General features: G+C 38.7%; 22 protein-coding genes. 8 read left to right on the top strand and 14 right to left on the bottom strand.

The features are described from left to right. Nucleotides 1-164 precede the first annotated feature (164 nt). The 5 genes from N7Z68_RS16735 to nadB form a co-directional block, all read right to left on the bottom strand. A complete protein-coding gene (locus tag N7Z68_RS16735) occupies nucleotides 165-1,430 on the bottom strand; it encodes a YhcN/YlaJ family sporulation lipoprotein (RefSeq protein WP_275119620.1) in 1,266 nt (421 codons plus the stop codon). A gap of 215 nt (nucleotides 1,431-1,645) precedes the next feature. Continuing rightward, nucleotides 1,646-2,959 (bottom strand): SafA/ExsA family spore coat assembly protein, encoded by a 1,314-nt coding sequence (gene safA, locus N7Z68_RS16730; RefSeq protein WP_275119619.1) that lies wholly within the window; start codon nucleotides 2,957-2,959, stop codon nucleotides 1,646-1,648. 179 nt (nucleotides 2,960-3,138) lie between these two features. Next, nucleotides 3,139-4,242 (bottom strand): quinolinate synthase NadA, encoded by a 1,104-nt coding sequence (gene nadA, locus N7Z68_RS16725; RefSeq protein ID WP_275119618.1) that lies wholly within the window; start codon nucleotides 4,240-4,242, stop codon nucleotides 3,139-3,141. Beyond that, nucleotides 4,239-5,084, bottom strand: coding sequence for a carboxylating nicotinate-nucleotide diphosphorylase (gene nadC / locus N7Z68_RS16720; RefSeq protein ID WP_275119617.1), 846 nt, complete (start codon nucleotides 5,082-5,084; stop codon nucleotides 4,239-4,241). Before nadC ends, nadA begins: the two co-directional genes overlap by 4 nt. 10 nt (nucleotides 5,085-5,094) lie before the next feature. Beyond that, complete coding sequence (gene nadB, locus N7Z68_RS16715; RefSeq protein WP_275119616.1) at nucleotides 5,095-6,681, bottom strand: L-aspartate oxidase; 1,587 nt, start codon at nucleotides 6,679-6,681, stop codon at nucleotides 5,095-5,097. Between the two features lie 144 nt (nucleotides 6,682-6,825). On the opposite strand from nadB, the gene N7Z68_RS16710 reads away from it, so the two are divergent. Together N7Z68_RS16710 and N7Z68_RS16705 are read left to right on the top strand one after the other, a co-directional pair. Next, nucleotides 6,826-7,956, top strand: a complete 1,131-nt coding sequence (locus N7Z68_RS16710) for an IscS subfamily cysteine desulfurase (protein WP_275119615.1) — start codon at nucleotides 6,826-6,828, stop codon at nucleotides 7,954-7,956. A gap of 60 nt (nucleotides 7,957-8,016) precedes the next feature. Beyond that, nucleotides 8,017-8,550 (top strand): transcription repressor NadR, encoded by a 534-nt coding sequence (locus tag N7Z68_RS16705; protein WP_275119614.1) that lies wholly within the window; start codon nucleotides 8,017-8,019, stop codon nucleotides 8,548-8,550. Between the two features lie 71 nt (nucleotides 8,551-8,621). On the opposite strand, the gene pheA is transcribed toward N7Z68_RS16705, so the two are convergent. From pheA to N7Z68_RS16685, 4 genes are all read right to left on the bottom strand, one after another. After that, nucleotides 8,622-9,506: a prephenate dehydratase gene (gene pheA, locus N7Z68_RS16700; protein ID WP_275119613.1), complete on the bottom strand. Its 885-nt coding sequence runs from the start codon at nucleotides 9,504-9,506 to the stop codon at nucleotides 8,622-8,624. 22 nt (nucleotides 9,507-9,528) lie between these two features. Beyond that, on the bottom strand, nucleotides 9,529-9,978 hold the full coding sequence (thrR, locus tag N7Z68_RS16695; protein WP_275119612.1) for a transcriptional regulator ThrR: 450 nt from the start codon (nucleotides 9,976-9,978) through the stop codon (nucleotides 9,529-9,531). Nucleotides 9,979-10,184: 206 nt separating this feature from the next. Continuing rightward, complete coding sequence (obgE, locus tag N7Z68_RS16690; protein ID WP_275119611.1) at nucleotides 10,185-11,468, bottom strand: GTPase ObgE; 1,284 nt, start codon at nucleotides 11,466-11,468, stop codon at nucleotides 10,185-10,187. Nucleotides 11,469-11,486: 18 nt separating this feature from the next. Then, entirely contained in the window at nucleotides 11,487-12,020 is a 534-nt protein-coding gene (locus N7Z68_RS16685; protein WP_275119610.1) for a sporulation initiation phosphotransferase B, read from the bottom strand. Between the two features lie 470 nt (nucleotides 12,021-12,490). On the opposite strand from N7Z68_RS16685, the gene N7Z68_RS16680 reads away from it, so the two are divergent. The 4 genes from N7Z68_RS16680 to N7Z68_RS16665 all read left to right on the top strand — a co-directional run bounded on the left by N7Z68_RS16680 (nucleotide 12,491) and on the right by N7Z68_RS16665 (nucleotide 15,622). Further along, complete coding sequence (locus N7Z68_RS16680) at nucleotides 12,491-12,751, top strand: hypothetical protein (RefSeq protein ID WP_275119609.1); 261 nt, start codon at nucleotides 12,491-12,493, stop codon at nucleotides 12,749-12,751. Between the two features lie 295 nt (nucleotides 12,752-13,046). After that, on the top strand, nucleotides 13,047-13,892 hold the full coding sequence (locus N7Z68_RS16675; protein ID WP_275119608.1) for an ABC transporter ATP-binding protein: 846 nt from the start codon (nucleotides 13,047-13,049) through the stop codon (nucleotides 13,890-13,892). Then, nucleotides 13,825-14,598: an ABC transporter permease gene (locus N7Z68_RS16670; RefSeq protein ID WP_275119607.1), complete on the top strand. Its 774-nt coding sequence runs from the start codon at nucleotides 13,825-13,827 to the stop codon at nucleotides 14,596-14,598. The genes N7Z68_RS16675 and N7Z68_RS16670 overlap by 68 nt, the downstream gene beginning before the upstream one ends. A 19-nt stretch (nucleotides 14,599-14,617) precedes the next feature. Continuing rightward, on the top strand, nucleotides 14,618-15,622 hold the full coding sequence (locus N7Z68_RS16665; protein WP_275119606.1) for an aliphatic sulfonate ABC transporter substrate-binding protein: 1,005 nt from the start codon (nucleotides 14,618-14,620) through the stop codon (nucleotides 15,620-15,622). Between the two features lie 170 nt (nucleotides 15,623-15,792). Here N7Z68_RS16665 and N7Z68_RS16660 read toward each other — a convergent pair whose 3' ends face one another. Next, nucleotides 15,793-17,016, bottom strand: coding sequence for a helix-turn-helix domain-containing protein (locus N7Z68_RS16660; protein ID WP_275119605.1), 1,224 nt, complete (start codon nucleotides 17,014-17,016; stop codon nucleotides 15,793-15,795). A gap of 125 nt (nucleotides 17,017-17,141) precedes the next feature. Here N7Z68_RS16660 and N7Z68_RS16655 point away from each other — a divergent pair, with 125 nt between their 5' ends. Next, entirely contained in the window at nucleotides 17,142-18,440 is a 1,299-nt protein-coding gene (locus N7Z68_RS16655; protein ID WP_275119604.1) for an MFS transporter, read from the top strand. A 219-nt stretch (nucleotides 18,441-18,659) separates the two neighbouring features. On the opposite strand, the gene hemY is transcribed toward N7Z68_RS16655, so the two are convergent. From hemY to hemE, 3 genes are read right to left on the bottom strand one after another with little or no spacing between them, the layout of a single operon-like run. Next, on the bottom strand, nucleotides 18,660-20,075 hold the full coding sequence (gene hemY / locus N7Z68_RS16650; RefSeq protein WP_275119603.1) for a protoporphyrinogen oxidase: 1,416 nt from the start codon (nucleotides 20,073-20,075) through the stop codon (nucleotides 18,660-18,662). Next, nucleotides 20,075-21,016, bottom strand: coding sequence for a ferrochelatase (gene hemH, locus N7Z68_RS16645; protein ID WP_275119602.1), 942 nt, complete (start codon nucleotides 21,014-21,016; stop codon nucleotides 20,075-20,077). Before hemH ends, hemY begins: the two co-directional genes overlap by 1 nt. Nucleotides 21,017-21,038: 22 nt before the next feature. Next, nucleotides 21,039-22,076: a uroporphyrinogen decarboxylase gene (gene hemE, locus N7Z68_RS16640; protein WP_275119601.1), complete on the bottom strand. Its 1,038-nt coding sequence runs from the start codon at nucleotides 22,074-22,076 to the stop codon at nucleotides 21,039-21,041. A gap of 579 nt (nucleotides 22,077-22,655) precedes the next feature. Between hemE and N7Z68_RS16635 the strand changes: the two genes are divergently transcribed. Next, the gene (locus tag N7Z68_RS16635) at nucleotides 22,656-24,371 is read left to right on the top strand and encodes a methyl-accepting chemotaxis protein (RefSeq protein WP_275119600.1); all 1,716 of its coding nucleotides are present in this window, start codon (nucleotides 22,656-22,658) and stop codon (nucleotides 24,369-24,371) included. An 86-nt stretch (nucleotides 24,372-24,457) separates the two neighbouring features. Here the strand turns inward: N7Z68_RS16635 and N7Z68_RS16630 are convergent, their stop codons facing one another. Next, the gene (locus N7Z68_RS16630; protein ID WP_275119599.1) at nucleotides 24,458-25,609 is read right to left on the bottom strand and encodes a phospholipase D-like domain-containing protein; all 1,152 of its coding nucleotides are present in this window, start codon (nucleotides 25,607-25,609) and stop codon (nucleotides 24,458-24,460) included. Nucleotides 25,610-25,629: the final 20 nt, after the last annotated feature.

Genomic DNA, 25,629 nt, shown 5'->3' with positions numbered 1-25,629 from the left:
TTTTATCCGTAAAGTGATGAAATTCATTCCAATGATTGGGACGAAGGTAAAAAGGTATAAATTTACCATTACTGAATATGCTAGTAGACAGAAGGATTGAATACATAATATGTATATTGAACAGGAGAATGATCTCCTGCTCAATCTTAATGACCTACATAGAACTAGTTACGAGTACGTTCAAACGGTCGACCCGCTGCACGTCCTAAGTCTCTTACCATTTCAGTGAAAGTAGCACCAACTTCATCAAATGCTGCACCGCCACGTAATCGATCGTCCATTGTACGAACACGTGTCATAGCATCTTTTTCTGTTACAACATGAACGTTTTTACCACGTACCATGTTTTCAATGTTGTTTTCAACTTTTTCTTCTAATTTTGCTGCATTATCTTTATTTGTTGCTTCAACTGCTACTACAACTTGATCGTCATGCATAACGACACGGCAATCTCTAACACCGTCCATATTCTCTACAGAACGTTCAATTTCTTGAACTGTTTGTCCATCATACCCACGGTGATAATTAGCTGTAGTCTGACCTCTCATTGTACGATTTTGACCACGTAGAACACCACGTTGGTCTACCATACCTTCACGGTTGCCACCTGTAATACCTGTAGCACCACCACGAGTACCAGCTTGACCGTGCATACCTGCTCCACGAGTACCTGCTTTACCTTGGATAGCAGCGCCTCGAGTAGCTGCACCGCCCATACCTGTTTGGTTACCATCATCTAATGTTCCATGTGGTACTGCAGTTCCAGCACCAGTCATACCTGTTCTTCCAGCCATGCCACGACCAGTGAAACCTGCTCCACCGATACCAGTGCCACGCATATCATAGTTAGGACCTGTCATACGTTGGTTCATTGTTCCACCTGTACCTCTTAAACCAGCATTGCGGTCGTTAACGCCTAATTGGCCACCGCGGATACCTTGTCCACGACGTTGTTCAACGCCATAGCCAGTAATTCCTTGACGTCCAGCACGGTTATTTGGTGTAAACATATCCGTGATTGGACCTTCCCCTGTCCATCTTGCACCAGTTGCTCCACGACCGCCAGCAGCTCCTGCTCCTGTCATTCCGTGTCCACCAGTGCCAGCTCCAGCGCCACCAAATCCAGCACCACCGAACAATCCACCACCAGCACCAGCACCTGCTCCAGCTCCAGTACCACCATGAGCACCTGCTCCAGCAGCTCCCTGTCCAGTCATGCCAGCTCCACGGCCTTGACCAAATAGTCCAACTTCACCATGACCACCTGCACCTGCTCCAGCGGCTCCATGTCTACCAGCATCTGTATAACCAATCTCTCTGTTAGCTGCACCAGCGCCACCCATATCTCTTGCTTGATTATCGACACCACATCCAGCTAAACCACCTATTATCATTGTTGCTGCAGTAATTGTGATCGCGAATTTTCGCATTTGTATCTCCTCCTTTCACCACTTATAGTGGCATTTTGTGATCTTTTTTAGTCTGTTAATATGTAGGAAAAGAAGTAAAAACAAGGGCTTTAAATCTCAAAATTTTCATTGAGTGCGGATTTCTTCACAAAAAAATAAAATGACTACCGTGGTGTAATAAATATAAAAAAGAGACAGCATCATTACACTGTCTCTTCATATATAAGTTCATTTAATTAGTCATCAAATTCATCAAACTCTTGGAATTGATGTGGCATCTGGGGACTCATCGGCTGACTTGGACCTGTCATTGATCCAGGCATCCCTGCTTGGTGATGAGATCCTGGCAGTTGTGGCGAATGCGCCATTCCAGTCCATGGTTGCATTCCAGGCATTTCGTGTGTCTCTGGTGCAAATGGTTGTTGTGGCATCATTTGATGATGCTGTGGCATTCCTTCTTGTGGCACCATCATTTGCTGGTGCTGTGGCATTCCTTGTTGTGGCATCATCATTTGATGGTGTTGCTGCGGCATCGCTTGCGGCATCATCATTTGATGGTGTTGCTGCGACATCGCTTGTGGCATCATCATTTGATGATGTTGTTGCGGCATCGCTTGTGGCATCATCATTTGATGATGTTGTTGTGGCATCGCTTGTGGCATCATTTGCTGTCCGTAACTTGGTGCCATTGGTTGCCCGTATACCCACTGTCCGCCACTGCCACAAGGAGCACAACCCGGGAGAACTGGTGATACAGGATAATATGGCGGGCATGGGACCATCTGTTGCATAGGTGCCATTTGCTGCATCGGCGCCATGTGCTGCATTGGTGCCATTTGAGGCATCGGCGCCATTTGCTCCATCGGTTCCATTTGAGGCTTCATTTGAGGCTTCATCATTGGCTCCTCCTTCGGCATTGTCGGCATTTTCATCGGCTGCTCTTTTGGCATTGTTGGCATTTTCATTGGCTCTTTTGGCATTACTGCTGGTTTTTTCGGCATCTCTTGTTTAATTGGCTGTTTTTTCGGTACTTCTGGCTTTACCATCGGTTTTTCCACCTTTGGAGCAATAGGCTTAGGTGGTTTTGGCACTTTAGGTGCTGGTGCTGGTGGTTGATACGGCTGCGGCTTATAAATGTTAAAATTCATATTAAATTCTTGCATTTGTTTTGCAGTAATAGGCTGTGGCTGAGGTGGCGGCGGCGGTGGTGCAGTTGGCATCATCATTGGAGGCATTTCTGGCATTGGCATTTCCTTTGGTTTTTCAGGCGGTTTTGGTGCAACAATAGGTTTCTCTTTTACTGGAGGAGCTACTGGTTCCTCTTTTTTAATAGGAGCTTCTTTCTTCTTAGCCATCCCTACGAGAGCATCTAACGGCTGTTCTTTTTTTACAGGAACACTCCCCGTTGGAATTTTAATTTTCATTCCTGGCATAATCATGTCTGGGTTAGACAAATGATCATTAGCTGCTTTTAACTGTTCAAAATCGACGTTGTACTTTTTGGAAAGCTTCCATAATGTGTCTCCTTTTTGAACGATGTGAATCTTCATAAATGTCCCTCCTTAGCTTAATTTCCATTTGCTTTATAAAATAAATGGACGAAATGATTACTCTAAGGTCAATCTATGCGCTCAAACCTCGTCCTATAACCACCTACCATCACCTTAACCGAACCAAAATGATAAGAAAATAAAAAAAGAAGGAGGAAATAATCCCCCTTCATTACGAGTTAAACTCGTTCTAACATGCGCTCTAAGGCTAACAATGCATCTTTTGCAACATCTTTATCAACTTTTATTTGATTTACTGGCTTTCCTTCTACAATTGATTCTAACGACCATAATAAATGTGGAAGGTCAATTCGATTCATTGTTAAACATGGACACATATTAGGATTTAATGAAATCACTGTTTTATCTGTGTGAACCTGTCCTAAACGGCGAACTAAGTTCATTTCTGTTCCTACTGCCCACTTACTATTTGCTGGAGCAGCCTTTAATTTTTCAATGATATAATGTGTAGATCCAGCATCATCTGATAATTGAACAACTTCATGTGTACATTCAGGGTGTACAATAATTTGGAATTCTGGGTCCGTTTCGCGAAGCTCTCTAATATTTTCGACTGTAAATTTCTCATGAACGGAACAATGACCTTTCCAGAGAATTACCTTGATATCGTCTATGTTTCCTTCATACTCCAGCTTTTCTTCAATTGGGTCCCACACTGCCATTTGTTCCAGTGGAATTCCTAAATCAAACGCCGTGTTTCTTCCTAGATGTTGGTCAGGTAAAAATAATATTCTTTCTTTTTGTGTAAAAGCCCATTGAACCATTTTTTTAGCATTAGAAGAAGTAACAGTCGCACCACCATTACGTCCGCAAAATGCTTTAATAGCTGCTGTACTGTTTACATAAGTTAACGGCAGAATTGTATCTCCAAAATCACTGCCCAATGCTTTCCATGCTTTTTCTGTTTGGTTAATATCGGCCATGTCAGCCATCGAACAGCCGGCTCTCATGTCAGGTAATACTACAACTTGGCGGTCATCGGTTAAAATATCCGCAGTCTCCGCCATAAAGTGAACACCACAGAACACAACGTAATCTGCTTCACTGTTTTTTGCAGAAATTTGAGCAAGTTGTAACGAATCACCGCTTGCATCGGCAAATTGAATGACTTCATCTCGTTGATAGTGATGACCTGGAATAAATAGACGTTCGCCTAACTCCGCTTTGATTTCACGAATCCTATTTTCCATTTCCTCTGTTGTCATTTGTTTATATTTCTCAGGAAGACCTTGATTTGTATTCATTAATTCTACTAAGCTCATCCTTTTTTACCCCCTTCTAAATTAAAACTAATATCTAATGCCTTAACAGAATGTGTTAATGCACCTAATGAAATATAATCGACACCGATATTTCGGTAATTTCCAAGGTTACTGACTTGTATGCCGCCTGATGCTTCCGTAACGATATGTTTTGGAACAAGTTTCACCCATTCTCTCATTACTTCTGGAGGACAATTATCAAACATAATAATATGGGCACCAGCTTCAATTGCTTCTCGGACTTCTTCCTCTGTTTCGACTTCCACTTCAATATTAACCATATGACCAAGCGTTGATTTTGCTTGATTTACTGCAGACATTATACTGCCAGCTGCCGTGATATGATTATCTTTAATCATGACCCCATCATAAAGTCCGAAACGATGATTAAACCCTCCGCCGCTTCGCACAGCATACTTTTCAAACATTCTTAAGCCTGGAGTCGTTTTTCTCGTATCACAAATTCTTGTATGGTTATCATTTAATGTATCTACAGCGGTTCTTGTAAAGGTTGCAATTCCGCTCATTCGCTGTAATAAATTTAAAATGACTCTTTCTCCAGTCAGTAATGTTTTTACAGGTCCTGTTACTTGAGCGACACAAGTTCCAAAGGTGACATTATCTCCATCGTTATAATGCAACTGGACATCTACATTTGGATTTAGAAGTTCATACCCTAGCTTAATAATTTGCAGCCCGGAAATGACCCCTTCGCCTTTTATAATGAATTTTCCTGTCTGAATATCATCATCGGAAAATATCGTGCTGGTTGAAACGTCTCCTTCACCGATATCCTCAATGAAAAATTGCTGTAGTTTTTCTTTTACCTTAAGATGGTTCATGATTGTCCCCCTATATAACAAAGTTCCTAACGTAATCTTTTTTATTTCGTACATACGGTTGTTGTTTACTAATCGAACAACATACCGTTTGGTTAAGCCAACGATTACTCGCAAGCGGATAATCTAAACGAAAATGGCTTCCTCGACTTTCCTTACGGCAAAGTGCCGAAGCCGTCATTAAGTAACCAACCGTCAACATATTACGTACCGTATGTTGTTCACCTGAAAGGATGTATCTTCGATTAGATTGAATGAACTCTTGATACTTCTCAAACCATTTCAGTGCCTTTACTAAATTGTCTTTCGTTCTGACAATACCAACATACTTAGACATAACCGCTTGTACTTCAGCTTGTGTCGGAAGCGGTTGCGGATACTTCTTATCCATAATAGCAATCGGCTTAATATTCGTTTTCATAATACTCTCATCGGAATGAATGATGGCTCGAGCCAGTTCATTTGCAAACACAACTCCTTCTAAAAGCGAATTGCTAGCGAGCCGGTTTGCTCCATGAACACCTGTATTGGCAACTTCACCGACCGCATACAAACCTTCTACAGTCGTTTTTCCAAACGATGTTGTTTCTACGCCTCCCATGACAAAGTGTGCACCAGGAGCAATCGGAATGAGACCTTCTTCTAATTTAATTCCAGCCTTCGTACAAAGTGAAGTAACTGAAGGGAATTTTTGTTTAAAATCTTTAATGGGTCTTATATCTAAGTAAACTTTTTGATGATTCGCTGCCTTCTCATAAATCTCTCTGGCGACTACATCACGAGGAGCTAAATCACCTAGTTCATGTTTACCTTCCATTAACAAGTTGCCACCTTCTGTAATGAGACGACCACCTTCTCCTCTTACTGCTTCAGAAACTAACCCGGCACCTTTTCCATTCTTTACAAGCATTGTGGGGTGGAATTGGACAAACTCCATGTCCGCCAATCTAGCACCTGCACGATAAGCCAATGCCATACCATCACCTGTGATCGACATATCATTTGAAGTAACTGAATATAATTGACCTGCCCCACCTGTAGCCAAAACAACATGCGGTGCAAAGTATTGAACATAATGTTGATCTTCATCTATACAAATGACACCATTACAACGACCATTCTCAATAATTAAATCAATCGCATCCATATGGTCATGAATAGTGACATTTTGTTTCACTCTGGAAATTAGTTTTGTAATTAATTCCTTACCTGTTGCATCTCCACCAGCATGAAGAATTCTCCGTTTTAAGTGTGCACCTTCTTGGCCTAGTAAGTACTTACCATCTTTTCCTTTATCAAACTGAACTCCAATTTCTTTCAACTTTTCAATCATTTTCGCGCCTTGTCTAACAAGAAGCTCAGTGACATCCTCACAGTTGTAGTAACACCCCGCTCGAATCGTATCAAGAAAATGATCTCTCCAATCATCTTCTTTATCAACGACTGCAGCAATACCGCCTTGGGCCATAATTGAGTTGCTGCTTACCACATCTGACTTTGTGATAAGTATCACATTCTTATCGAAAGAAAGAAGCTCAGCTGCCATTAATCCTGCAATTCCACTTCCTATGATAATGACATCTGACGTAAATACTTTCATACTAAATGACCCCCTTAGCCATTTACACCTGTCTTGACACCTATCTTTACATAATTTTAAACTAGTGACAAGAGTTTTTTACAATTCTATTCGTGTAAGATAATAGAAACGCAAGCAAATCCGCCTGAAAGAAGGTTTTTATAAATGATATATCTGGATTACTGTGCAACTACACCCATGTCTGAAACATCGTTGGAAATATACACTAAGGCAGCGAAAGAATTTTTTGGAAACCCTAGCAGTTTACATGATTATGGAACAACCGCTAACCAGTTACTGGATCAATCAAGAGTTGACATTGCAAAGATGATTAACGGGGAAAAAGAGGGCATTTATTTTACTAGTGGTGGTTCAGAAAGTAATTATTTGTCACTTTTATCGATTGCAAGAGGGAATAAGCACCGTGGTAATCACATTATAACGACAAACATTGAACATCCTTCTGTTCTTAATTCGTTAGAACTTTTAAAAGAAGAAGGTTTTAGAATTTCATTTGTACCTGTCAATTCATACGGGGAAGTGGAACTCGAACAATTAGAACGACAAATCAATCCAGAAACTGTCCTTGTTTCAATCGGACATGCTAACAGTGAGCTTGGAACCATTCAGAATATGGAAGAGATCGGACTACTGTTAAAAGATAGAAACATCTTTTTTCATAGTGATTGTGTACAAACGTTTGGAAAAGTTCCAATTGATGTGAGAGCCTGCAATCTGTCAGCTGTCACAATGTCTGCCCATAAAATCTATGGACCAAAAGGAGTTGGCGCTGTATACTTGTCACCTGAACTGTCATGGAAAGCTACTGTTCCAAACAGCACACAAGAAAAAGGCTTCAGGCAAGGTACAGGAAATGTCCCGGGAATCGCAGCCTTTACAATTGCTGCATCGCAAATGTTTTTAGAACAAGACACAGAGATGAAACGCTGTCAGCAACTACAACAGCTGTTTTTAAATTCCATTGATCGAACTAAGATTATCCTTGAAGGGCATCCGACGAACCGCTTAGCACATCATCTTTGTTTACGGATAAAAGGAATAGAAGGTCAGTATATTATGCTTGAATGCAACAGGAGGGGTATCGCCATTTCAACAGGAAGTGCTTGTAAAGTTGGACAAACTTCACCTTCAAGAGCAATGACCGAAACAGGAAAAACTCTCGATGAAGCGAGAGAAATGATCCGCATATCGTTTGGAAGAGAAACGACGGAAGAGCATATCCGTTACACGGTAGCTGCATTAAATGAAATCATTGAACAATTTTATTCTCATTAAATTAATTCACTAGTTCGAAATGGAACACTCATAATTGAAACACACAGGAAGGGGAAACCAATGACTACAAAAAAAATATTAGGAGAAGAGCGTAGGAATTTAATTTTAGGCTGGTTAAAAACAGCGAGTACTCCTCTTACGGGAAATGAACTAGCAGAAAAAACAGGTGTAAGCCGTCAAGTGATCGTCCAAGATATTTCAATTTTAAAAGCAAGAAATTATCCGCTCATCGCTACGGCACAAGGCTATATGTATATAAAACCAACTTCAGAAGAGCAAACGGTTAAGCAAGTCATTGCTTGTCAGCATTCCCCAGAAGAAACAGAAGAAGAGCTGTTGTTACTCGTAGATAATCGCGTAACGATACGCGATGTCATGATTGAACACCCGATATATGGGGATTTAACAGGTTCTTTAATGTTAAATAATCGAAATGATGTAAAAATATTTATTGAAAAAATGCGTAATACAAAAGCTGCTCTCCTCTCCGAATTAACCGAAGGAGTACATCTTCACACGATAGAAGCGGATCGAATGGAGCATATTGAGGCTGCCATTGAGGCTTTAAAACATAGGGGATTTTTATTAAATTAACACGATTAAAGAGTGGAGGTAACCAATTATTAGAAAAGGGGATCGTTCCACTCTTTATTTTATTCGTATTGTTATTCCGGAATTGGCTTTTTAGATACATCATTAACCGATGCGATTGTAAAACAAGGATAACTTCCTAGTACACGAACCCCACATCCTAATGCCTCTAATTCAGCCATAACACCAGGAATTAAAATTTCATCCATTTTTTGTTCAACATCTATGACAAAGAAATAATTACCTAAGCCCGTCTTCATTGGACGAGACTCAATTTTTGAAAGATTAAGTTTTCTCCAAGAAAATGCACTTAACACTTGATGGAGTGCCCCTGAATAATCAGACGGCAAGGTCACCATTAATGTCGTTTTATGCCCTACAGTATAAGGTGTAATGATTTCATCTTTCTTTTTAGATAAGATAACAAACCGAGTACGATTATTATCATAATCATGTATATTTTTTGCAATAATTGAAAGATTATAGGTTTTCGCTGCTAATTCATTACCAATTGCCGCTGCTTTCAGATCTGAGTTTTCCATTATAAATTTTGCTGCTGCACTTGTAGAATTGGTATATTCCACTTCACCTTGAGGTAAGGCCGTTCTAAGAAACTCATGACATTGAGCAATGGCATGGGGATGAGAATATATGGTACTAACGGCTTTCCAATCATTCATATGTTTTGGGTGGATAAGCAAATGTTGTTCGACAGGTACAACGACTTCTCCGACAATTGGAAGCTGATGTTTATGAATGATATAGTCTAGAGTTAAGTTCACAGATCCTTCAATCGCATTTTCTAATGGAACAACTGCAGCATCTACCTCTCCAGTAGAAACACCTTCCATACATGCTGGAATTGTAGAAAATTCTTTTCGTTTTTGTTTCGGGAATATAGACATAGCAGCCATTTCTGTAAATGTCCCCACCGGTCCTAAAAATCCAATCGTTTTCACCTAAGTACACCGTTCCTTTCTGTTAAGAGCCTGAACCTACAATTTCTACCTTAATTACGGTCTCTAAATCACGAATTGACTGCATAAGTTTACTTACTTCCATTTTCATTGACACCGTATCTAATGATAACGTAATATTTGCTCTTCCTTTTAACGGGATGGTTTGATTAATGGTGAGTACATTACATCCCGATTCAGCTACAATCGATAGAAGCTGCGATAATGTTCCTGAGCGATCCTCTAAATTAATCGATAAAGTTATAATCTTTTCTTTAAGCATTTTATGAAAAGGGTATATCCCATCACGATATTTATAAAATGCACTTCGGCTTAATCCGACTTCTTTAACCGCTTCATTAATTTTCTTTGCTTTTCCAGACTCTAGTAATTCCTTCGCTTCTAGCGTCTTTTGCATCGCTTCAGTTAACATATCTTCTCGAACAAGATAAAACTGTTCAATTCCCTTGGACATAATACCACCACCGATCCCTACCTAAAGTTATTTTTCATTATAAATTTGTTAGAACTTTTTGACAATGGTAAAATCCACTGGACCTCATAATACTTTTCGTGCCTTGGTCATTTGATTTTCACTTTTTAGTTTTATACATCGTTAATTTTCTAAATTGTGAAAGTCTAAAGAGCCGCCCTAGATTAAGGCAGCTCTCTATTTACAGCTTATTCAATAAACTCAAATTCGTATTCAAGCAAGCGGACAATATCGCCGTCTTTGGCACCTCTTTGTCTAAGTGCATCATCTACTCCCATTCCACGCAACTGGCGAGCAAAGCGACGAACGGACTCATCGCGAGAGAAATCTGTCATTTTGAAAAGCTTTTCAATTTCTGTCCCTGAAATCACATACGAACCATCGTCAGCTCTAGAGATCATGAAAGGATCTTCTTTCTTCTCATGCTTATAAAGAACTCTTGTTTGATCCGGTGCTTCTTCATAGAGCGGAAATTCTGGCGTTGTATCTACTATATCAGCAACTGCTAAAAGAAGTTCCCTTACCCCTTGTCTTGTAAAAGCAGATATCGGGAAAATTTGAATATCTTCTTGCAATGCCTCTTTAAATTTAGCTAAATTTTCTTCTGCATCAGGCATGTCCATTTTATTCGCAACAATGACTTGTGGTCTTTCTAATAGACGCATATTATATTGTTTTAGTTCATCATTAATTTTGACGTAATCTTCATAAGGATCTCTACCTTCTAAAGCAGACATATCGATAATATGTACAATGACTTTCGTACGTTCAATATGTCTTAAAAATTGATGACCTAACCCTACTCCTGAATGGGCGCCCTCAATTAATCCTGGTAAATCGGCCATAACAAAGCCTCTTCCATCTTCCGTCTCTACAACACCTAAGTTCGGGGTAAGCGTTGTAAAGTGATAATCCGCAATTTTTGGCTTGGCTGCAGAAACGACAGATAGTAATGTTGATTTACCAACACTCGGGAAACCGACTAAACCAACATCTGCAAGAACCTTTAGTTCTAACGAGATATAACGTTCAATACCCGGTTCTCCATTTTCAGCAATTTCAGGTGCCGGATTAGAAGGAGTAGCAAAGCGCGAATTTCCTCGTCCGCCGCGACCACCTTTAGCAATGACTGCACGTTGCCCGTGTTGTGTTAGATCAGCAATTACTTCCTTCGTATCATCATCAACAACCGTTGTGCCAGGCGGAACTTTAATCACAAAATCTTCCGCATTTTTTCCATGTTGATTTTTTGGACGACCATGCTCTCCTCTTGGTGCTTTAAAATGCTTCTGGTAGCGGAAATCCATGAGCGTTCGTAATCCCTCTTCCACTTCAAAAACTACGTCTGCCCCTTTTCCACCGTCACCGCCAGCTGGCCCGCCGTCTGGAACATATTTTTCACGGCGATAGGCAACCATTCCGTTTCCACCGTCGCCACCTTTTACATAAACCTTGACCTTATCTACAAACATCGTGATCTCACCTCTAAATTAATTCAACGTTACTACACAAAACATCTCATTAACTGAAAGCTCTTTTTCAGCAATGACTAATAGTTCTGATGATGGGGACTTGAACCAAGACTCAATTACAGAAATATCTTTGAACTGTCCTTGAAAATCAAAAATGATCTTTACTTCTTCCTCTAATAATTGGAACGTAACTAATAAATGATTTTCAGTACCTTCATCACAGCATTGATCCAGCAATTTTATAAATTGAGAATACCACTCATGGAGCTCATTCTCATAATGGCTTAAATCTTTCACATCACCAATGACTTCGATTTCTAGTTCATAACAATGGTTTTCCCAATTAAAAGTTAATAAATCCGCAACTAACGCTGGTATGTTTAAACTGGATAACTTACTTTCATTTTGAGACTGCTGTATGACTGAACGAATAATTTCTTCGATTCGTTCAGGTCGGTTCAAGGCAAGATTTCCTTTAATTAACTGCATTACATTTAACCAATCGTGCCTGGAATGACGTAAAATATCAATAATTTCATTTGGTTTTGCCATGCCTGTACTCCACCTTATCATTACTATGCTCTAAACAGTATAGCAAAAATTCACGTACGTTTCTTTTTATTTGTGTCAGAAAAGCGAAAGTCAGCTAATTATTTCCTATAAGTTATAAGCAAATGCTCATTGTTTTATCCTTTTTTCAGTGCAAAAAGATTACCGCAGCCATCATTTTTCTCTACGATATCTTAAATCGTCTGACGATCCTGACGATCTTATTAAGACCTATTTCTCTACGATATCTTAAATCGTCTGACGATCCTGACGATCTTATTAAGACCTATTAACTGAGCAGACAATTCCGCATCTTATAGGATAAAAGTCATATTAAACAACATTTGCAAATAATCCTTACTTTCCAATCCATACTATTAAATGGCTGGCCTATCTTACACTCAATTTCTTGAAAGACGTTAGACTCTATTTAATTTTAAATAATCGTAAAGTCTTACATAGGAGGATTTGTAGTGACTCAATCACAGAACGAAGTCGTGCATCAATCAATACTTGCTATGCAGCGTGCTTTACAAGCTTTGCAGACTAAAGACCAGAACCCAAATTTAATGTACGACGCCGAAAATAAACTTCAGGATTTAATGCGACAATTAAAAGAAGAAGAAAAATCAGCCGTCCCGCAAATTCAACAGGAAATACTGCAAACGGAACAACAAATCCAAGCCATGTTATATGAATTAAACCATCAGTTACATCAACAACAAGAGTTATAAAATCAGAAGATATATATTGGGATTTGAAGAGTCCCCTCACAACAAAGGCATGAAGAACCCTTGCTTCATGCCCTTGTTGTATTGGTATGTGACTTTCATACGGCTGTTTTCGTAAATATAACCTTACATGTTTAGATGGCTGTCATCAAGGGGTTGAACTTACTAAAAATGTACGGAAATAAGTGTTGACAGACAAAAAGTTCCGTCATATACTAACAACATGATTAAAGCCGACTAAAAAGATATGTTTTATCAAAAATTAGAAAATTTAGGGATATAAAAGGAGGTCTGTGCAATGGCTGAGGTTCAAATTAAAAATGTAAGTAAGACATTTCATAACAAAGATGATAAAACAGCTTACACAGTCTTTGAAAATATTAATCTTGATTTAAAATCAGGAGAATTTGTTTCGTTATTAGGTCCTTCTGGATGCGGTAAGTCAACACTATTAAATATTGTTGCAGGATTGGACCAAGCAACAACTGGTACGGTTGAAGTTAGCAACCAAGTAATTACTAGTCCAGGATCTGACCGCGGGGTTGTATTCCAAGAAGCAGCACTTATGCCTTGGTTGACAGTACTTGAAAACGTCATGTTTGCTTTGAAAAAGAAAATAAAAAAAGAAGAAGCAAAGAAAAAAGCAATCGAATACTTAAAGCTCGTCCATTTAAGCAAATTTATCAATTCATATCCTCATGAACTTTCAGGAGGAATGAAGCAGCGTGTATCGATTGCCCGAGCTTTAGCAATGGACCCGAAGATCCTTTTAATGGATGAACCATTCGGTGCTCTAGATGAACAGACACGATCTATGCTTCACAAAGAAGTTCAATACATTTGGGAAGAAACAAAGAAAACGATCTTGTTTGTTACACATAACATTCGTGAAGCCATTCTTTTATCTGATCGCATAGTCTTAATGGGTGTTAGACCCGGCGGAATTATTAAAACGTTTGACGTTACGATTCCAAGGCCTAGAAAACAAGCTAGTCCAGAATTTATTAAACTAGAAGAAGAAATTATGGAGCATCTAGCTGGTGAAATCGAAAAAGTCATGAGGGAGGAAATGGGAGATGACTACAATAGTAAGAAGGCTGCTCTTCTTTATGGCACTCATCGCGATATGGGAGATCACATATAGACTAAACCTTAGTTATCAGTTCTTCTCTGTTATGATGTTTCCATCACCAGGCGGGACACTAACCCAGCTGTATCGTGGTTTCTTTGAAACTGGTATTTTGTTTCATGCGCTGACAACAAGTATTCAGCGGATAGCAATCGGTTTTGTGCTCGCTGTTATTATAGGTGCATCATTAGGTATTTTGTTAGCACGTTCAAAACTGGCTGATGAAACATTAGGATCTCTCGTTATTGCACTTCAATCGGTTCCGAGTATTGTGTGGTTACCAATCGCGCTTATGATTTTTGCAGGAAGTGACCTTGCCATTATCTTTATTATTGTGTTAGGTGGAACATGGGCAATGACAATGAATGTAAGAATGGGAATAAAGAATGTTCAACCGCTGCTAATTCGGGCAGCACGGACTATGGGCTATAACCGTTCCGAACTCGTTTGGAAAGTGATGATACCAGCTTCTATCCCTTCTGCTTTAACCGGTGCCAGACTTGCATGGGCATTCGGATGGCGTGCATTGATGGCTGGGGAGCTTCTCGGTACAGGTGGTCTGGGACGTACCCTATTAAATGCAAAAGATATGTTTAATATGGACCTCGTTATCGCAATTATGGTCATTATTTCTTTAATTGGCTTAACTGTTGAGTATTTAATTTTTAATAGAGTTGAAAAACGAGTGCTTACTCGCTTTGGATTATCAAAAAACAATTAATTTTTTAGGGGGAAAAAAAGTGAAAAAGTTTTTAAAAACTGTTGCAAGTGTTGCCTTAGTTGGAATGCTCGCTGCTTGTGGATCTGGTAACACATCTGGTGACGGCTCAGCTGACAGCGTATCTATTGGATACTTTCCAAACTTAGATCACGCTGCAGGTATTGTAGGAATGGAGAAAGGCTTCTTCCAAGATGAACTTGGAGAGGTTGAAGCAAACTTCAGAGACTTTCCAAATGGAAATGACTTTATCGAAGCGCTTGATGCTGGTACGTTAGATATCGGTTATGTCGGACCAGGTCCAGCAATTAACTACTTCTTACGTGGTGGAGATGTTGTTGTTATTAGTGCAGCCGCTAATGGTGCTACATTAATTGTTGCTCGTGAAGATGCTGGTATTGAAACTCTTGAGGATTTCGACGGGAAGTCGTTCTGTACGCCAGGAAATGGTTGTACTCATAACGTTCAATTAGAAATTATGCTGCAAGACCTTGGACTTCAATCCAACCGTCTAGGTGGTACTGTAGAGCACCAATCTCGTGTCGCTCCTGCTAACATGGTTGCTATGTTTGAACAAGGGCAAATTGATGCGGCTGCAGCTCCAGAACCATGGGGAACGTACCTTGTTGAAGAATTAGGTGCAAAAGTTGTCTCAGAATGGAATGATGTATTCCTTGGAGAAACATTAGCAAGTGTTGTACTCGTTACTTCTAAGCGTTTCATGGAAGAACAACCTGAGATTGTTGAAGCTATGCTTAAAGGACACATTCAAGCTGTTAACTACACACATGAAAACACTGAAGATACGTTAAAAACAATCAATGACTCACTATATAACTTAACACAACAACGTTTACCAGAAAGTGTACTAGAAAACGCATGGCAACGTATGGTCGTTACTACAGATACGTTCCCAGAAGCACTACAAGCATGGGCTGATGCTTCATATCAATTAAGCTTTATTGAAGACGATCCAGATTTAACAGGCTTTGTAGATACAACTAAACTTGAAGAACTGTTAAAATAATTAATGACAGTCGTTTTTAAATTTACTGATATTACTTGTGAGCTTGGAAATTGTAAATCTCAAAAATCACATTATTATCTTTAAAAAGGGCATGGAGTTTAATCTCCATGTCCTTTTTTATTAACTTGTACAATTTATGAACCCGTTGCTATGATTAATGTATTTCCTTCTTACCGTTGACTTCCTATTTTCTCATTCGCTTTTAAAACCATTTCCTTAAACGGTGTATCTGGGAGCGTTTCAAAATGATGTACTGCTCTTTTAATTGCTGTAACCGCATCATTTTTATTTCCTAGCTCATGATAGCAAAGCGCCTTAAAGGCATCCACGACATAGAAAATCGATAAATCAAACGGGTGATGGATTTCTGGTGGAATGACAACCACGTCAAGATATAAAAGAGCTTCCTCATAGCGCTCTAAATAATAAAGGGCCTTGCCCTTTTCAAGATTAAACCAAGGATCGTAAAAGTTTATTTTTTCTCCGTCGGAAAAGAGTTGATCTATCTCTTCTATTGCTTTCTTGTATTCACGTTTCTCATCGATTAGAGACATAATACGAATGAGCTTGTAAAACTGAAGCGAAAACAAGTTGTCCGCAAATTCACTGTATAGCTTTAGCTTTTCTAAGTAGTAGTCTTTTTGACGCTCATTTCTTAACATCATCGCATGTGCTGCAGCAAGTCGGTATAATTCATCCACGCGGTAAAAAATCTGTTTTTCTTTAGAAAAATGAAGTGCACTTTCCATAATCTCCGTTGCAGCTTTTGTATCACCGACTGCATAGTAGAGAACAGCTTCATGATAATCAAGTTCGAGCCTAGTCAACGGGTCAATATAAGCGTGATTTTCTTCAATTAAGCTCCGTTCATGCAAAAAGATTTCTAACGCTTTCTCATAGTCATGCTTATTGAACTTGTCCAATGTACGAAAAACTGCAATTCCTGCTCGATTAACTGAAATATTCATTTGGTCATACATCATAGCCGCCAGGTCCGACAGTTCCTGCCAACCTTGTCTTTTTTCGTTGTAAAGTGAGTAGCTGTAAATTTCTAATAAGCGAGCTGCTTCATAGCCTTGTGAAAGTTTATCAACATAAGGCTCGATTAACTCAATAAGCCGTTTGGATCTCTCTTTTACTTTATTAAGATCACTATTGTATATTTTTTCTGCTTTTTCTAAAATAACTCTCAATTCCTCTGAACTTAAGGCTCCTAATAAATCAGATACTTCAACTTCAAGCTGTTGAGCGATATATGACAAGCTTTCCATTGATGGCTTTGCTTTGTTATTTTCAATAAGGCTAAGCATTCCCTTTGTCAGCTCTTTACCCGCTAATGCTTCAAGAGTCATCTTTTTCTGTTTTCTAAATTTTCTAATCCGTTCTCCTAGCATACGAATCAAAACACTCCTTTTCGCCCATTTGTTTAATTATATTAAACTTTGACTTGAAAGTGAAGTTTAAGGGTGTTATGATTTGTTTAATTAAATTAAACTTTTTGTAAAAAAGAGGTGTTCGTATGGACGCAAAACTAAAGTTAAAAAAGGCGACATATCATCTGTATACATTTATGATTAGTAAACTTATTTCTTCGTTTGGCGCACAAGTATATACATTTGCGATTAGTTTTTATATTTTACAAATGACCGGATCAGCTACAAGCTTTGCAACGAATTTAATTTGCAGTATTCTACCGCGAACGGTTTTAGCTCCGTTCGCTGGGGCAATTACAGATCGCTATTCGAAAAAAGCCATTGTGATTAGTGCACAAATTGCTACAACGCTAACTATAGGCGGTCTGCTAGTTTTTACCTTAACGTCTGGCCTATCATTAGGTGCTATTTATGTGACAACAAGTATTCTATCGATTACATCGATGTTTTCAGGAATTGCATTTACTTCATCGATTACTGCACTGATTAATAAGGAGCGTATTCAAAAGGCCATGTCCTTAAATCAGATGTCGATTTCTTTTGCAGCGATTGGAAGCCCAGCGATCGGCGGCTTATTGTATGGAACAGTATCAATGCCTGTATTTTTGGTTATGTATATGGCAGCATCAATCATTGCTGTTTTCCTCGAATCAACAATGAATTTTAAACTATATGCCACTCCGAAAAAGGTCGTTGAAGGAGAGCAGAAGGAAACGATCTGGCAAAGTATTAAATTAGGAATCGGTTATTTAAAGCTGCAGCCGATTATATTAATCATGCTGTGGATCGGTTTAATGGTGAATTTCTTCTTTGGCGCATTTGAAGTAGGGTACTCTTATATTTTGATAGAGGAATTAAAAATGGAATCACAGCATTTCGGTTTTACACAAGGTGCCTTTTCAGCAGGGATGCTATTAATGTCAATTTACTTTTCAATGAGAAAAGAAGTGAAATATCCGATACTCGTATCAAAGCGAGGAATCCTTGCTCTGGGGGCGATTATTGGGGCGGTATCAGTTCCTTTATTAACACCATTGACGTATCATCTCGTGTTTGGTTACTATTTAGTGTTAATGTTCTGTTTCGGTTCCGTTATTATTATTGTCAATACACCGCTACAAGTCATGCTGCAAAAGACCATTGATGATAAATACAAAGGGCGAGTTTTTTCTATTATTGAAACGATGTCCATGGCGCTGATCCCTTTAGGAATGGTGTTATACGGTTTCTTGTACGATAAATTTCCAGGACAGTGGATCCTTCTATTGTCAGCAAGTTTATTAATTAGTGCTACTTTCGTCCTTGCAAGGCCAGCTGTAATTCGAAAAGTCCATCCAGAGCTTGGTGGTGCTGATCCTGTGAGAGAGGAAGTTAGGACGGTTTAGTTTGAACGATTTGGTCTATAAAAGAGAAAAGACACCTTTTCCAAAGTTGAACGTCATAATCTACTTTGTTGTGTTCAGGATTATAGTTTATCTACCAGAAAGCAAAGAACCACTAATCTGTTAGTGGTTCTTTATCCTACTATAATGGAACTTTGTTCACCTAACATTTCAGTATAAAATATTGGTTTAAGCCTGATATAATCTCGTTCCTTTTTTCTGTTACAATGATTGAACGACGTTCTGAACGACAGCTTCACCTTGATCGATACAGTCAGGTAAACCAAGTCCTTCGTAAGCTCCACCAGCTACATACACACCTGGCATATCGTTCTGTAAGCTCGTTTTCAGCATCTCAATTCTTTGTTTATGACCAACAATATACTGCGGCATTGCCTTTTTCCAACGAGTTATATTGTAGAAATCTGGTTGTTCATCAATGTTCATTATCTTATTTAAATCCTTTTTTACTGCTGCAAGGATTTCATCATCTGATCGACTTACAATTTCATCATTTCCAAACCGACCCACATAGCAGCGAAGAAGCGCATAACCTTCTGGAGCAGAATGTTTCCACTTTTTATGCGTCCACGTACATGCCGTAATGGAATATCCGCTTTTCTTAGCGACAACAAACCCAGTTCCACCGAGATTACCTTTGATACTCGACAGCGGGAAAGCCATCGCAACCGTGGCAACTGATGTTGACGGGATCTCTTTAAGAGGTTGAATAATGTGAGAATAATTTCTTAATATATCCGAAGTCACTTCATGTGGTGTTGTTAGAATGACACGGTCAAAAGTCTCGACCTGACCATCTGTAAAGGTGAGCTTGTACTGCTCACCTTCTTTCATAATGGAATGAACACGCACAGACTTTTTTACTGCGTCTTCATCTAAATGATTTTCAATGCTGTCAACGAACGACTGTAAGCCCCCTTTAAAGGACATGAACATTCCTCTAGACTTGGTGGGCGGTACAGCTTTTGCTGGTTTTGGCATGACCTTGCTCATTCCAAGAATAAGACTGCGATGTTTTTGTTCTACCTGATGAAACTGTGGAAAAGTGGCCATCAAACTTAATTGGTCAATGTCACCTGCATATATGCCTGATAACAGTGGTTCAATTAAATTTTCAACGACTTCATCCCCTAACCGCTTTCTAAAGAAGTGACCAAGTGATTGATCTTCATCTGGTTGACTCGTTTTAGGTAAAAACAAATCTCCGGCAGCTCGTAATTTAGCCATTGGTGAAAACAATTTTGTCGTTGCAAATGGTGCCAGTTTGGTTGGAATCCCCATAATAGCACCACCTGGAATGGGATAGAGTTGGTCTCCTTTTAAAACGAATGATTGACCTGTATCGTTATGTACAAGCTCACTCTCTAGTCCAACTTCTCTTGCTAATTTAGCTGCACTTTGCTTTCTCGCAAGAAATGAGTCAGGACCTTGTTCAATGACAAACCCATTGGTATAGTCGGTTTGAATTTTTCCGCCTAGTTTGTCACTCGACTCAAACAACTTATACTCTAAGTTTAACCTTTTGCTCATAATTTCTTTTTGCAGATAATAGGCAATGGTTAAACCTGTAATTCCCCCTCCAACGATAGCCACACTTTTTTTCCGTTCATCTGCCACTAGATGTCACGCACTTTCTCTTTGAGCTTTTCCGTCACCACTTTTGCTAGACAGTCGATAAATTCCGGCTTCGCATTTGGCATTTCCGGTCGATAGTAATCCACATTGAGCTCGTCAGTTACAACTTTACATTCAATATCATTATCATAAAGAACTTCAAGATGATCAGCGACAAATCCTACTGGGCAATAGACATAAGATTGGTACTTTTCTTTTTCATAGAGGTCACGAGTTAAATCTTGAACATCTGGTCCGATCCAAGGATCCGGCGTGTTTCCTTCACTTTGCCAGCCGATCGTGTAATTTTTAATATTAGCTGCACTTGCAATCAGATCAGCGGTTTCTTGAAGCTGTTCAGGATAAGGATCTCCATATTGAAGGATTTTCTCTGGCAAGCTGTGAGCTGAGAATATGACAACAGCAGAGTCTTTATCCTCAATATTAGCCATCGTTTGTTTAATTTGATCTGCCCAATATTCAATAAACAATGGCTCATTATACCAACTATCGATACTGTGTATTGTCGGACCGGATATTTTTTCTGTCTCTTCATGTGCACGACCGTTATATGACTTAACACTAAAAGTAGAATAATGCGGTGCTAAAACAATACTAATCGCTTCTTCTATTCCATCTTCTTTCATTTGTTGAACCGCATCTTCAATGAAAGGATCTATATGTTTTAAACCTAAATACGCTTTAAACTCTAGGTTATCGAAGCGCTTGTTCATTTCATCTTCAAGACCTTGCGCTTGTGCTTCTGTAATTTTCGCTAAAGGACTGATACCGCCAATTGCTTCATAACGTTCAGTTAATTCGTTTAACGCTTCTTCAGAAGGCTTTCTTCCTCTGCGGATATGAGTATAGTAAGGTTCTACCTCATCTAAACTGCGAGGAGTACCATAGGCCATGACTAAAAGACCGATTTTACGTTTAGACATTCTTCATACACTCCAATGCTAATTATTTAGTGCTGCTGTATTCATGTACAAATGCAGTAAGTCTGCGTAGTGTATCTGGATTTACTTCAGGAAATACACCATGGCCTAAGTTAAAGATGTGGCCAGGAGCGTGATCTAACCCTTGATCTATAATAGCCTTTGCCTTTTCTTCAATAACTTCCCATGGGGCTAAAAGAATAGCTGGATCTAAATTTCCTTGAACAGGCTTATTCACACCTTTTTCTCGTGCTTCTGCGATGGAAAGTCTCCAGTCTAATCCAACTACATCTAATGGAAGGTCATGCCACTCATTGACTAAATGACTTGCCCCAACACCAAACATAATTAACGGGACTCCTTCACTTCTTAACTCGGCAAAAATACGATTCATTACAGGCTTCACAAATAAACGATAATCTGCAACATTTAATGCTCCAACCCACGAATCAAAAATTTGAATTGCTTTTGCCCCGGCTTTAATCTGTGATTTTATATATGTAATCGTCATTTCTCCAAGCTTGTCCATTAAGAGATGCCATGCTTCCGGCTCAGCATACATAAAAGCTTTTGTTTTGTTATAGTTCTTTGAAGGTCCGCCTTCGATCATGTAGCTGGCTAACGTAAATGGCGCACCGCCAAAGCCAATTAAAGGAACATTTAGTTGCTCTTCTAAAAGCTTAATCGTTTCTAAGACATAAGGCACATCATCTTCAGGATGAATCGTTCCTAGCTTTTCAACATCCGCTTTGGAGCGAATTGGATTATCAATCACAGGCCCGATACCTGCTTTAATTTCAACATCAACACCTATTGCTGGAAGTGGTGTCATAATGTCCTTATACAGAATCGCTGCATCATTATTATATTGATCAACTGGAAGCTTCGTTACGTAAGCACAAAGCTCAGGTTGATGCGTAATCTCAAATAGTGAGTACTTTTCTTTGATTTTTCGATATTCTGGCTGCGATCGTCCTGCTTGCCTCATGTACCATACTGGAGTGTGATCTGTTTTTTCACCTTTACATGCTCGTAAAAAGTTATCATTAAATTGGGTAGTCATTCCTACACACCTTTCTGCTTCCGAATAAATCATACGCTGTTTATTGTAAATCATTCTTTGGAAAAAATCATTTTTATCCTCTTAACGTTGTCCTGCAACAAATTTAAAAGAAAAAAACTAACTATTAAAGGGTATTTTTCTCTGAATTTCTAAACAGTAAGATAAAATACTCTTTTTAATATAAATCCCACAAATTACAATGTATATACTCCGTCACAAAGTGTCAAAAAATTGATGAATATCTAGGACTTATTTACATTCGTATATTTAAAAGCTTGAAGTCCAAACAGGATGTTTTACCTATATTTTTCACAACTAACCTACTTTGAAACCGCTTTTTTTAATATATTTATACATTCCTTGTATTTCAAATGTTCAAATAGTACTAAAATGTGTTAAAATTATGTTAAGATATTTTGTCGAAAATTTTAAATTTTTGGCGAACATAGTACTTTATATTTAATCATTGGTTCTATATTTGTAACTTGTAGCTTTTGCACATTTATACCTGCAAGGCTACTTGCGCTGAGCCAAGCAACACAAAGACATCTTTTAGAATTAGGGGGCTAAGGTGAGAAAATGAGGTCAATAGGTAAAAAGAAGAACATAAAAAAAGGAAAGAAACGTTTCATCGGTATTCAGTTTAAACTTTTAGGTGGTTTAGCATTCGTTCTAGGCTTATTCTTTATTGGATTTATTCTTAATTTTTATCAGTATCAAGTAGTAGATAAACATAGAAGTGATATGGAACTAATAAGTGATCGAGCACTTCAAGTTTCGGATATAGGCTCTATATTCCGATATAAATACATAGCAATAACCGATGTCGATTATCACGGAGTAATTGATCAGAACCTTTATCGTCAATATGACTTTAAACTTCATGAAACATTAGCTGCAATTGAAGATGTAATGGTGACTGAAGCGGAACAGCAACTATATCAATCACTTTTACTTTATAACTCACAATTTGACAGCAGGGTCGATGCGATCCTTGAAGGTTTAACGGGCACAAATCCACAAACCATGCAGCAACTTGCGCTAATTCGTAATGAAACAATTAATGCAGTTAATGAACTAGATGCGATCCTAAAAAATCGAATGGTTGAGACAAGCACTAACTTAAATAATGCGGTGACTTTAGCTGTCATTATTAGTGTGATTTCATTTATCGTATCAGCAGTACTTGGTGGTATCATATTCTACGCTTTATCACGGTCTATTAAACAATCCGTGCAAAGTACATTAACTGTAGCAACTGAAGTTAGTAAAGGTAATCTTTTAACTGAAGAAATTAAAGTTCGTTCTAATGATGAATTAGGTTTATTAGGGACAGCCGTTAACGAAATGACTCGTAACCTTCGTGATCTTGTTGCTAATATTACGTCGACTTCACAAAATGTATCCGCTGCAAGCCATGAGCTCGTTTCTTCATCAGAAGAAGTCAATGCAGGGTCGCAAGAAGTTGCCGGTTCATTACAAGAAATGGCTAGTGGACAAACTCAGTTAAATCAATCGATCAATCAATCAGCAACGATTTTTCAGGAGATGGAAGATCGCTTGAAACAAGTACAGGACTCTACACAAACGATCGTTACCGCTGTACAAACATCTAACGAAAAAGCAACTGTTGGAAAAGACAAGCTCGAAGATTCGATCTTGTCGATGGAAAATATTCGCAAGCAAAATGAAGAGAATGTTGTTGTCATTGAAGAATTAGGAAGAAATTCAACAGAAATTCAAAACATCGTGCAAATGATCCAAGAAATCTCAGCACAAACGAATTTGTTATCCTTAAATGCAAATATCGAAGCAGCTCGTGCTGGAGAAGCTGGAAAAGGTTTCGCAGTCGTTGCTGATGAAATTCGTAAATTGTCTGCTCAAAGTGAAAAAGCCGCAAATACGATTTCTGAAATTATTAACCGAATCTCTACACAAGTCGGACATTCGATTGAAAAGTCACATGCTAGTACAACGATGATTAAACATGGTGAACAAGTCATACAAGAAACAGGCCTATCATTTGAGGAAATTTTAACATCCGTAAAACAGGTGCTGTCTCAAGCAAGTCAAATAAACGAAATGGTTATTTCTGTTAATACGTTAAGTCAAAACATCTTAGCGACTGTAAATGAAATTCAAAACATTTCTACGATTGCTAATGACAGCACGGACAGTATCTCGGCTACAATGGAACAACAAGTCGCAACGATGGAAAGTGTCACGCAATCCGCAGAAGAATTATCCATTATTGCGAGTGAACTTGAACAAAAAATCTCGAATTTCAAAGTGTAATGCACATAGATATTTTGATAAGTAAAATAGTGAATTGACACCATAGTGTAAGGAAAAAACCACCTATAATAGGTGGTTTTTCTATATCATTTGTTATGTTCATTTTCAAAATCGTCATAAGTGCCTAATCCACGGAAATCAATTGAATATTGTCCTTTTCCATGCTTGAAGACTATTACTGAGTCAATTCCTAAACCTTCAAGTTGGTCATATGTGAGAAGTTCTCTCTCCTTCAAATTCATAACTTGCCTTAATAGCCATTCTCCTAATGCGCTGTTTGGATTTGTCATAAGTGCCTTTCTGTTATCTTGACAAACTTTTGCGGACAATGATGTCTGGTCAGGAAGAGTTAAATTGAATTCTTTATCTCTTTCAGGGAAGAACTCACCGAACTCTCTGTGAATCCAGATGGGGATAGGAATATAAACTTCATTTTCATTTCTAGGTCTACCCGCTGCGTTCCATTGGTTTAAACCGCTCTTTTCTGGGACGTGTCTCCGTCCGCCACGATCAGAGAACAGCGGTAAGACAACATGTTCAACGTTCTCTAATGGATTGACAACAGTTGGTGTTTCGACTGGGCTTAACTCAAATCCGAATAATTTAGACAACTGTTCATAGGGTTTCGCGAATATTTCTACATCAATTTGCTCTAATGGATCTTTTGTAATAAAACGCTTGTAAAGAGTACTTTTGGTAACGTTAAAGCTATATTCATTGAGGCCATCTTCAAACGTGATATTATTTCTATTATTACTTACCTTGATATTTGTGATTGATTCAACATTTACTAAGTCCATAGGCGTTTCGAAGATGAGAATTTTCCCTGGTTTTCTTGTCACACAATGATAGATCATCGAGCTGAGGCCATATGTTCTTTCTGTAAACTTAATCCGTTCATTCCGAAGGTTAGCGATTGTTTGTACAAGTGCCTTAGGCGACTGATCTCGATACAAGTCGGCATCTTTATTAAATTCTGCAATTTTCTGAAGCGACTTACCATTGCCGTGCAGAAATGTTTTAATTCCTACCCCAATATTGTTTAATGAAGCATCAGCAGAGCAATCTGCCCGCCCCAGGTTATTTGCACCAAATGCCTCACAATAGGCATTTTCTACGTTTCTTGAAACTAGAAAAGGTGAATCACTTTCGGAGAAAAGATTTGATAAAGATCCAGCAGAATTTAACATTTGTTTATACAATATTTGTTTATTTTGTGGTTGATTTGAAAACAACATTATTAATCATCCTTTTTCTA

The sequence above is a fragment of the Alkalihalobacterium chitinilyticum genome, from assembly GCF_029028005.1.
Lineage (GTDB): Bacteria > Bacillota > Bacilli > Bacillales > Bacillaceae_F > Alkalihalobacterium > Alkalihalobacterium chitinilyticum.
The sequence above is the reverse complement of the archived record's forward strand: the minus strand, read 5'-3'. Positions and strand labels throughout refer to the sequence as shown.

What these genes read in the sequence shown, in the direction of transcription:
- N7Z68_RS16735 (WP_275119620.1), bottom strand. Translation starts at nt 1,430, where the DNA reads ATGCGAAAATTCGCGATCACAATTACTGCAGCAACAATGATAATAGGT.
- safA (WP_275119619.1), bottom strand. Translation starts at nt 2,959, where the DNA reads ATGAAGATTCACATCGTTCAAAAAGGAGACACATTATGGAAGCTTTCC.
- nadA (WP_275119618.1), bottom strand. Translation starts at nt 4,242, where the DNA reads ATGAGCTTAGTAGAATTAATGAATACAAATCAAGGTCTTCCTGAGAAA.
- nadC (WP_275119617.1), bottom strand. Translation starts at nt 5,084, where the DNA reads ATGAACCATCTTAAGGTAAAAGAAAAACTACAGCAATTTTTCATTGAG.
- nadB (WP_275119616.1), bottom strand. Translation starts at nt 6,681, where the DNA reads ATGAAAGTATTTACGTCAGATGTCATTATCATAGGAAGTGGAATTGCA.
- N7Z68_RS16710 (WP_275119615.1), top strand. Translation starts at nt 6,826, where the DNA reads ATGATATATCTGGATTACTGTGCAACTACACCCATGTCTGAAACATCG.
- N7Z68_RS16705 (WP_275119614.1), top strand. Translation starts at nt 8,017, where the DNA reads ATGACTACAAAAAAAATATTAGGAGAAGAGCGTAGGAATTTAATTTTA.
- thrR (WP_275119612.1), bottom strand. Translation starts at nt 9,978, where the DNA reads ATGTCCAAGGGAATTGAACAGTTTTATCTTGTTCGAGAAGATATGTTA.
- obgE (WP_275119611.1), bottom strand. Translation starts at nt 11,468, where the DNA reads ATGTTTGTAGATAAGGTCAAGGTTTATGTAAAAGGTGGCGACGGTGGA.
- N7Z68_RS16685 (WP_275119610.1), bottom strand. Translation starts at nt 12,020, where the DNA reads ATGGCAAAACCAAATGAAATTATTGATATTTTACGTCATTCCAGGCAC.
- N7Z68_RS16675 (WP_275119608.1), top strand. Translation starts at nt 13,047, where the DNA reads ATGGCTGAGGTTCAAATTAAAAATGTAAGTAAGACATTTCATAACAAA.
- N7Z68_RS16670 (WP_275119607.1), top strand. Translation starts at nt 13,825, where the DNA reads ATGACTACAATAGTAAGAAGGCTGCTCTTCTTTATGGCACTCATCGCG.
- N7Z68_RS16660 (WP_275119605.1), bottom strand. Translation starts at nt 17,016, where the DNA reads ATGCTAGGAGAACGGATTAGAAAATTTAGAAAACAGAAAAAGATGACT.
- N7Z68_RS16655 (WP_275119604.1), top strand. Translation starts at nt 17,142, where the DNA reads ATGGACGCAAAACTAAAGTTAAAAAAGGCGACATATCATCTGTATACA.
- hemH (WP_275119602.1), bottom strand. Translation starts at nt 21,016, where the DNA reads ATGTCTAAACGTAAAATCGGTCTTTTAGTCATGGCCTATGGTACTCCT.
- hemE (WP_275119601.1), bottom strand. Translation starts at nt 22,076, where the DNA reads ATGACTACCCAATTTAATGATAACTTTTTACGAGCATGTAAAGGTGAA.
- N7Z68_RS16635 (WP_275119600.1), top strand. Translation starts at nt 22,656, where the DNA reads ATGAGGTCAATAGGTAAAAAGAAGAACATAAAAAAAGGAAAGAAACGT.
- N7Z68_RS16630 (WP_275119599.1), bottom strand. Translation starts at nt 25,609, where the DNA reads ATGTTGTTTTCAAATCAACCACAAAATAAACAAATATTGTATAAACAA.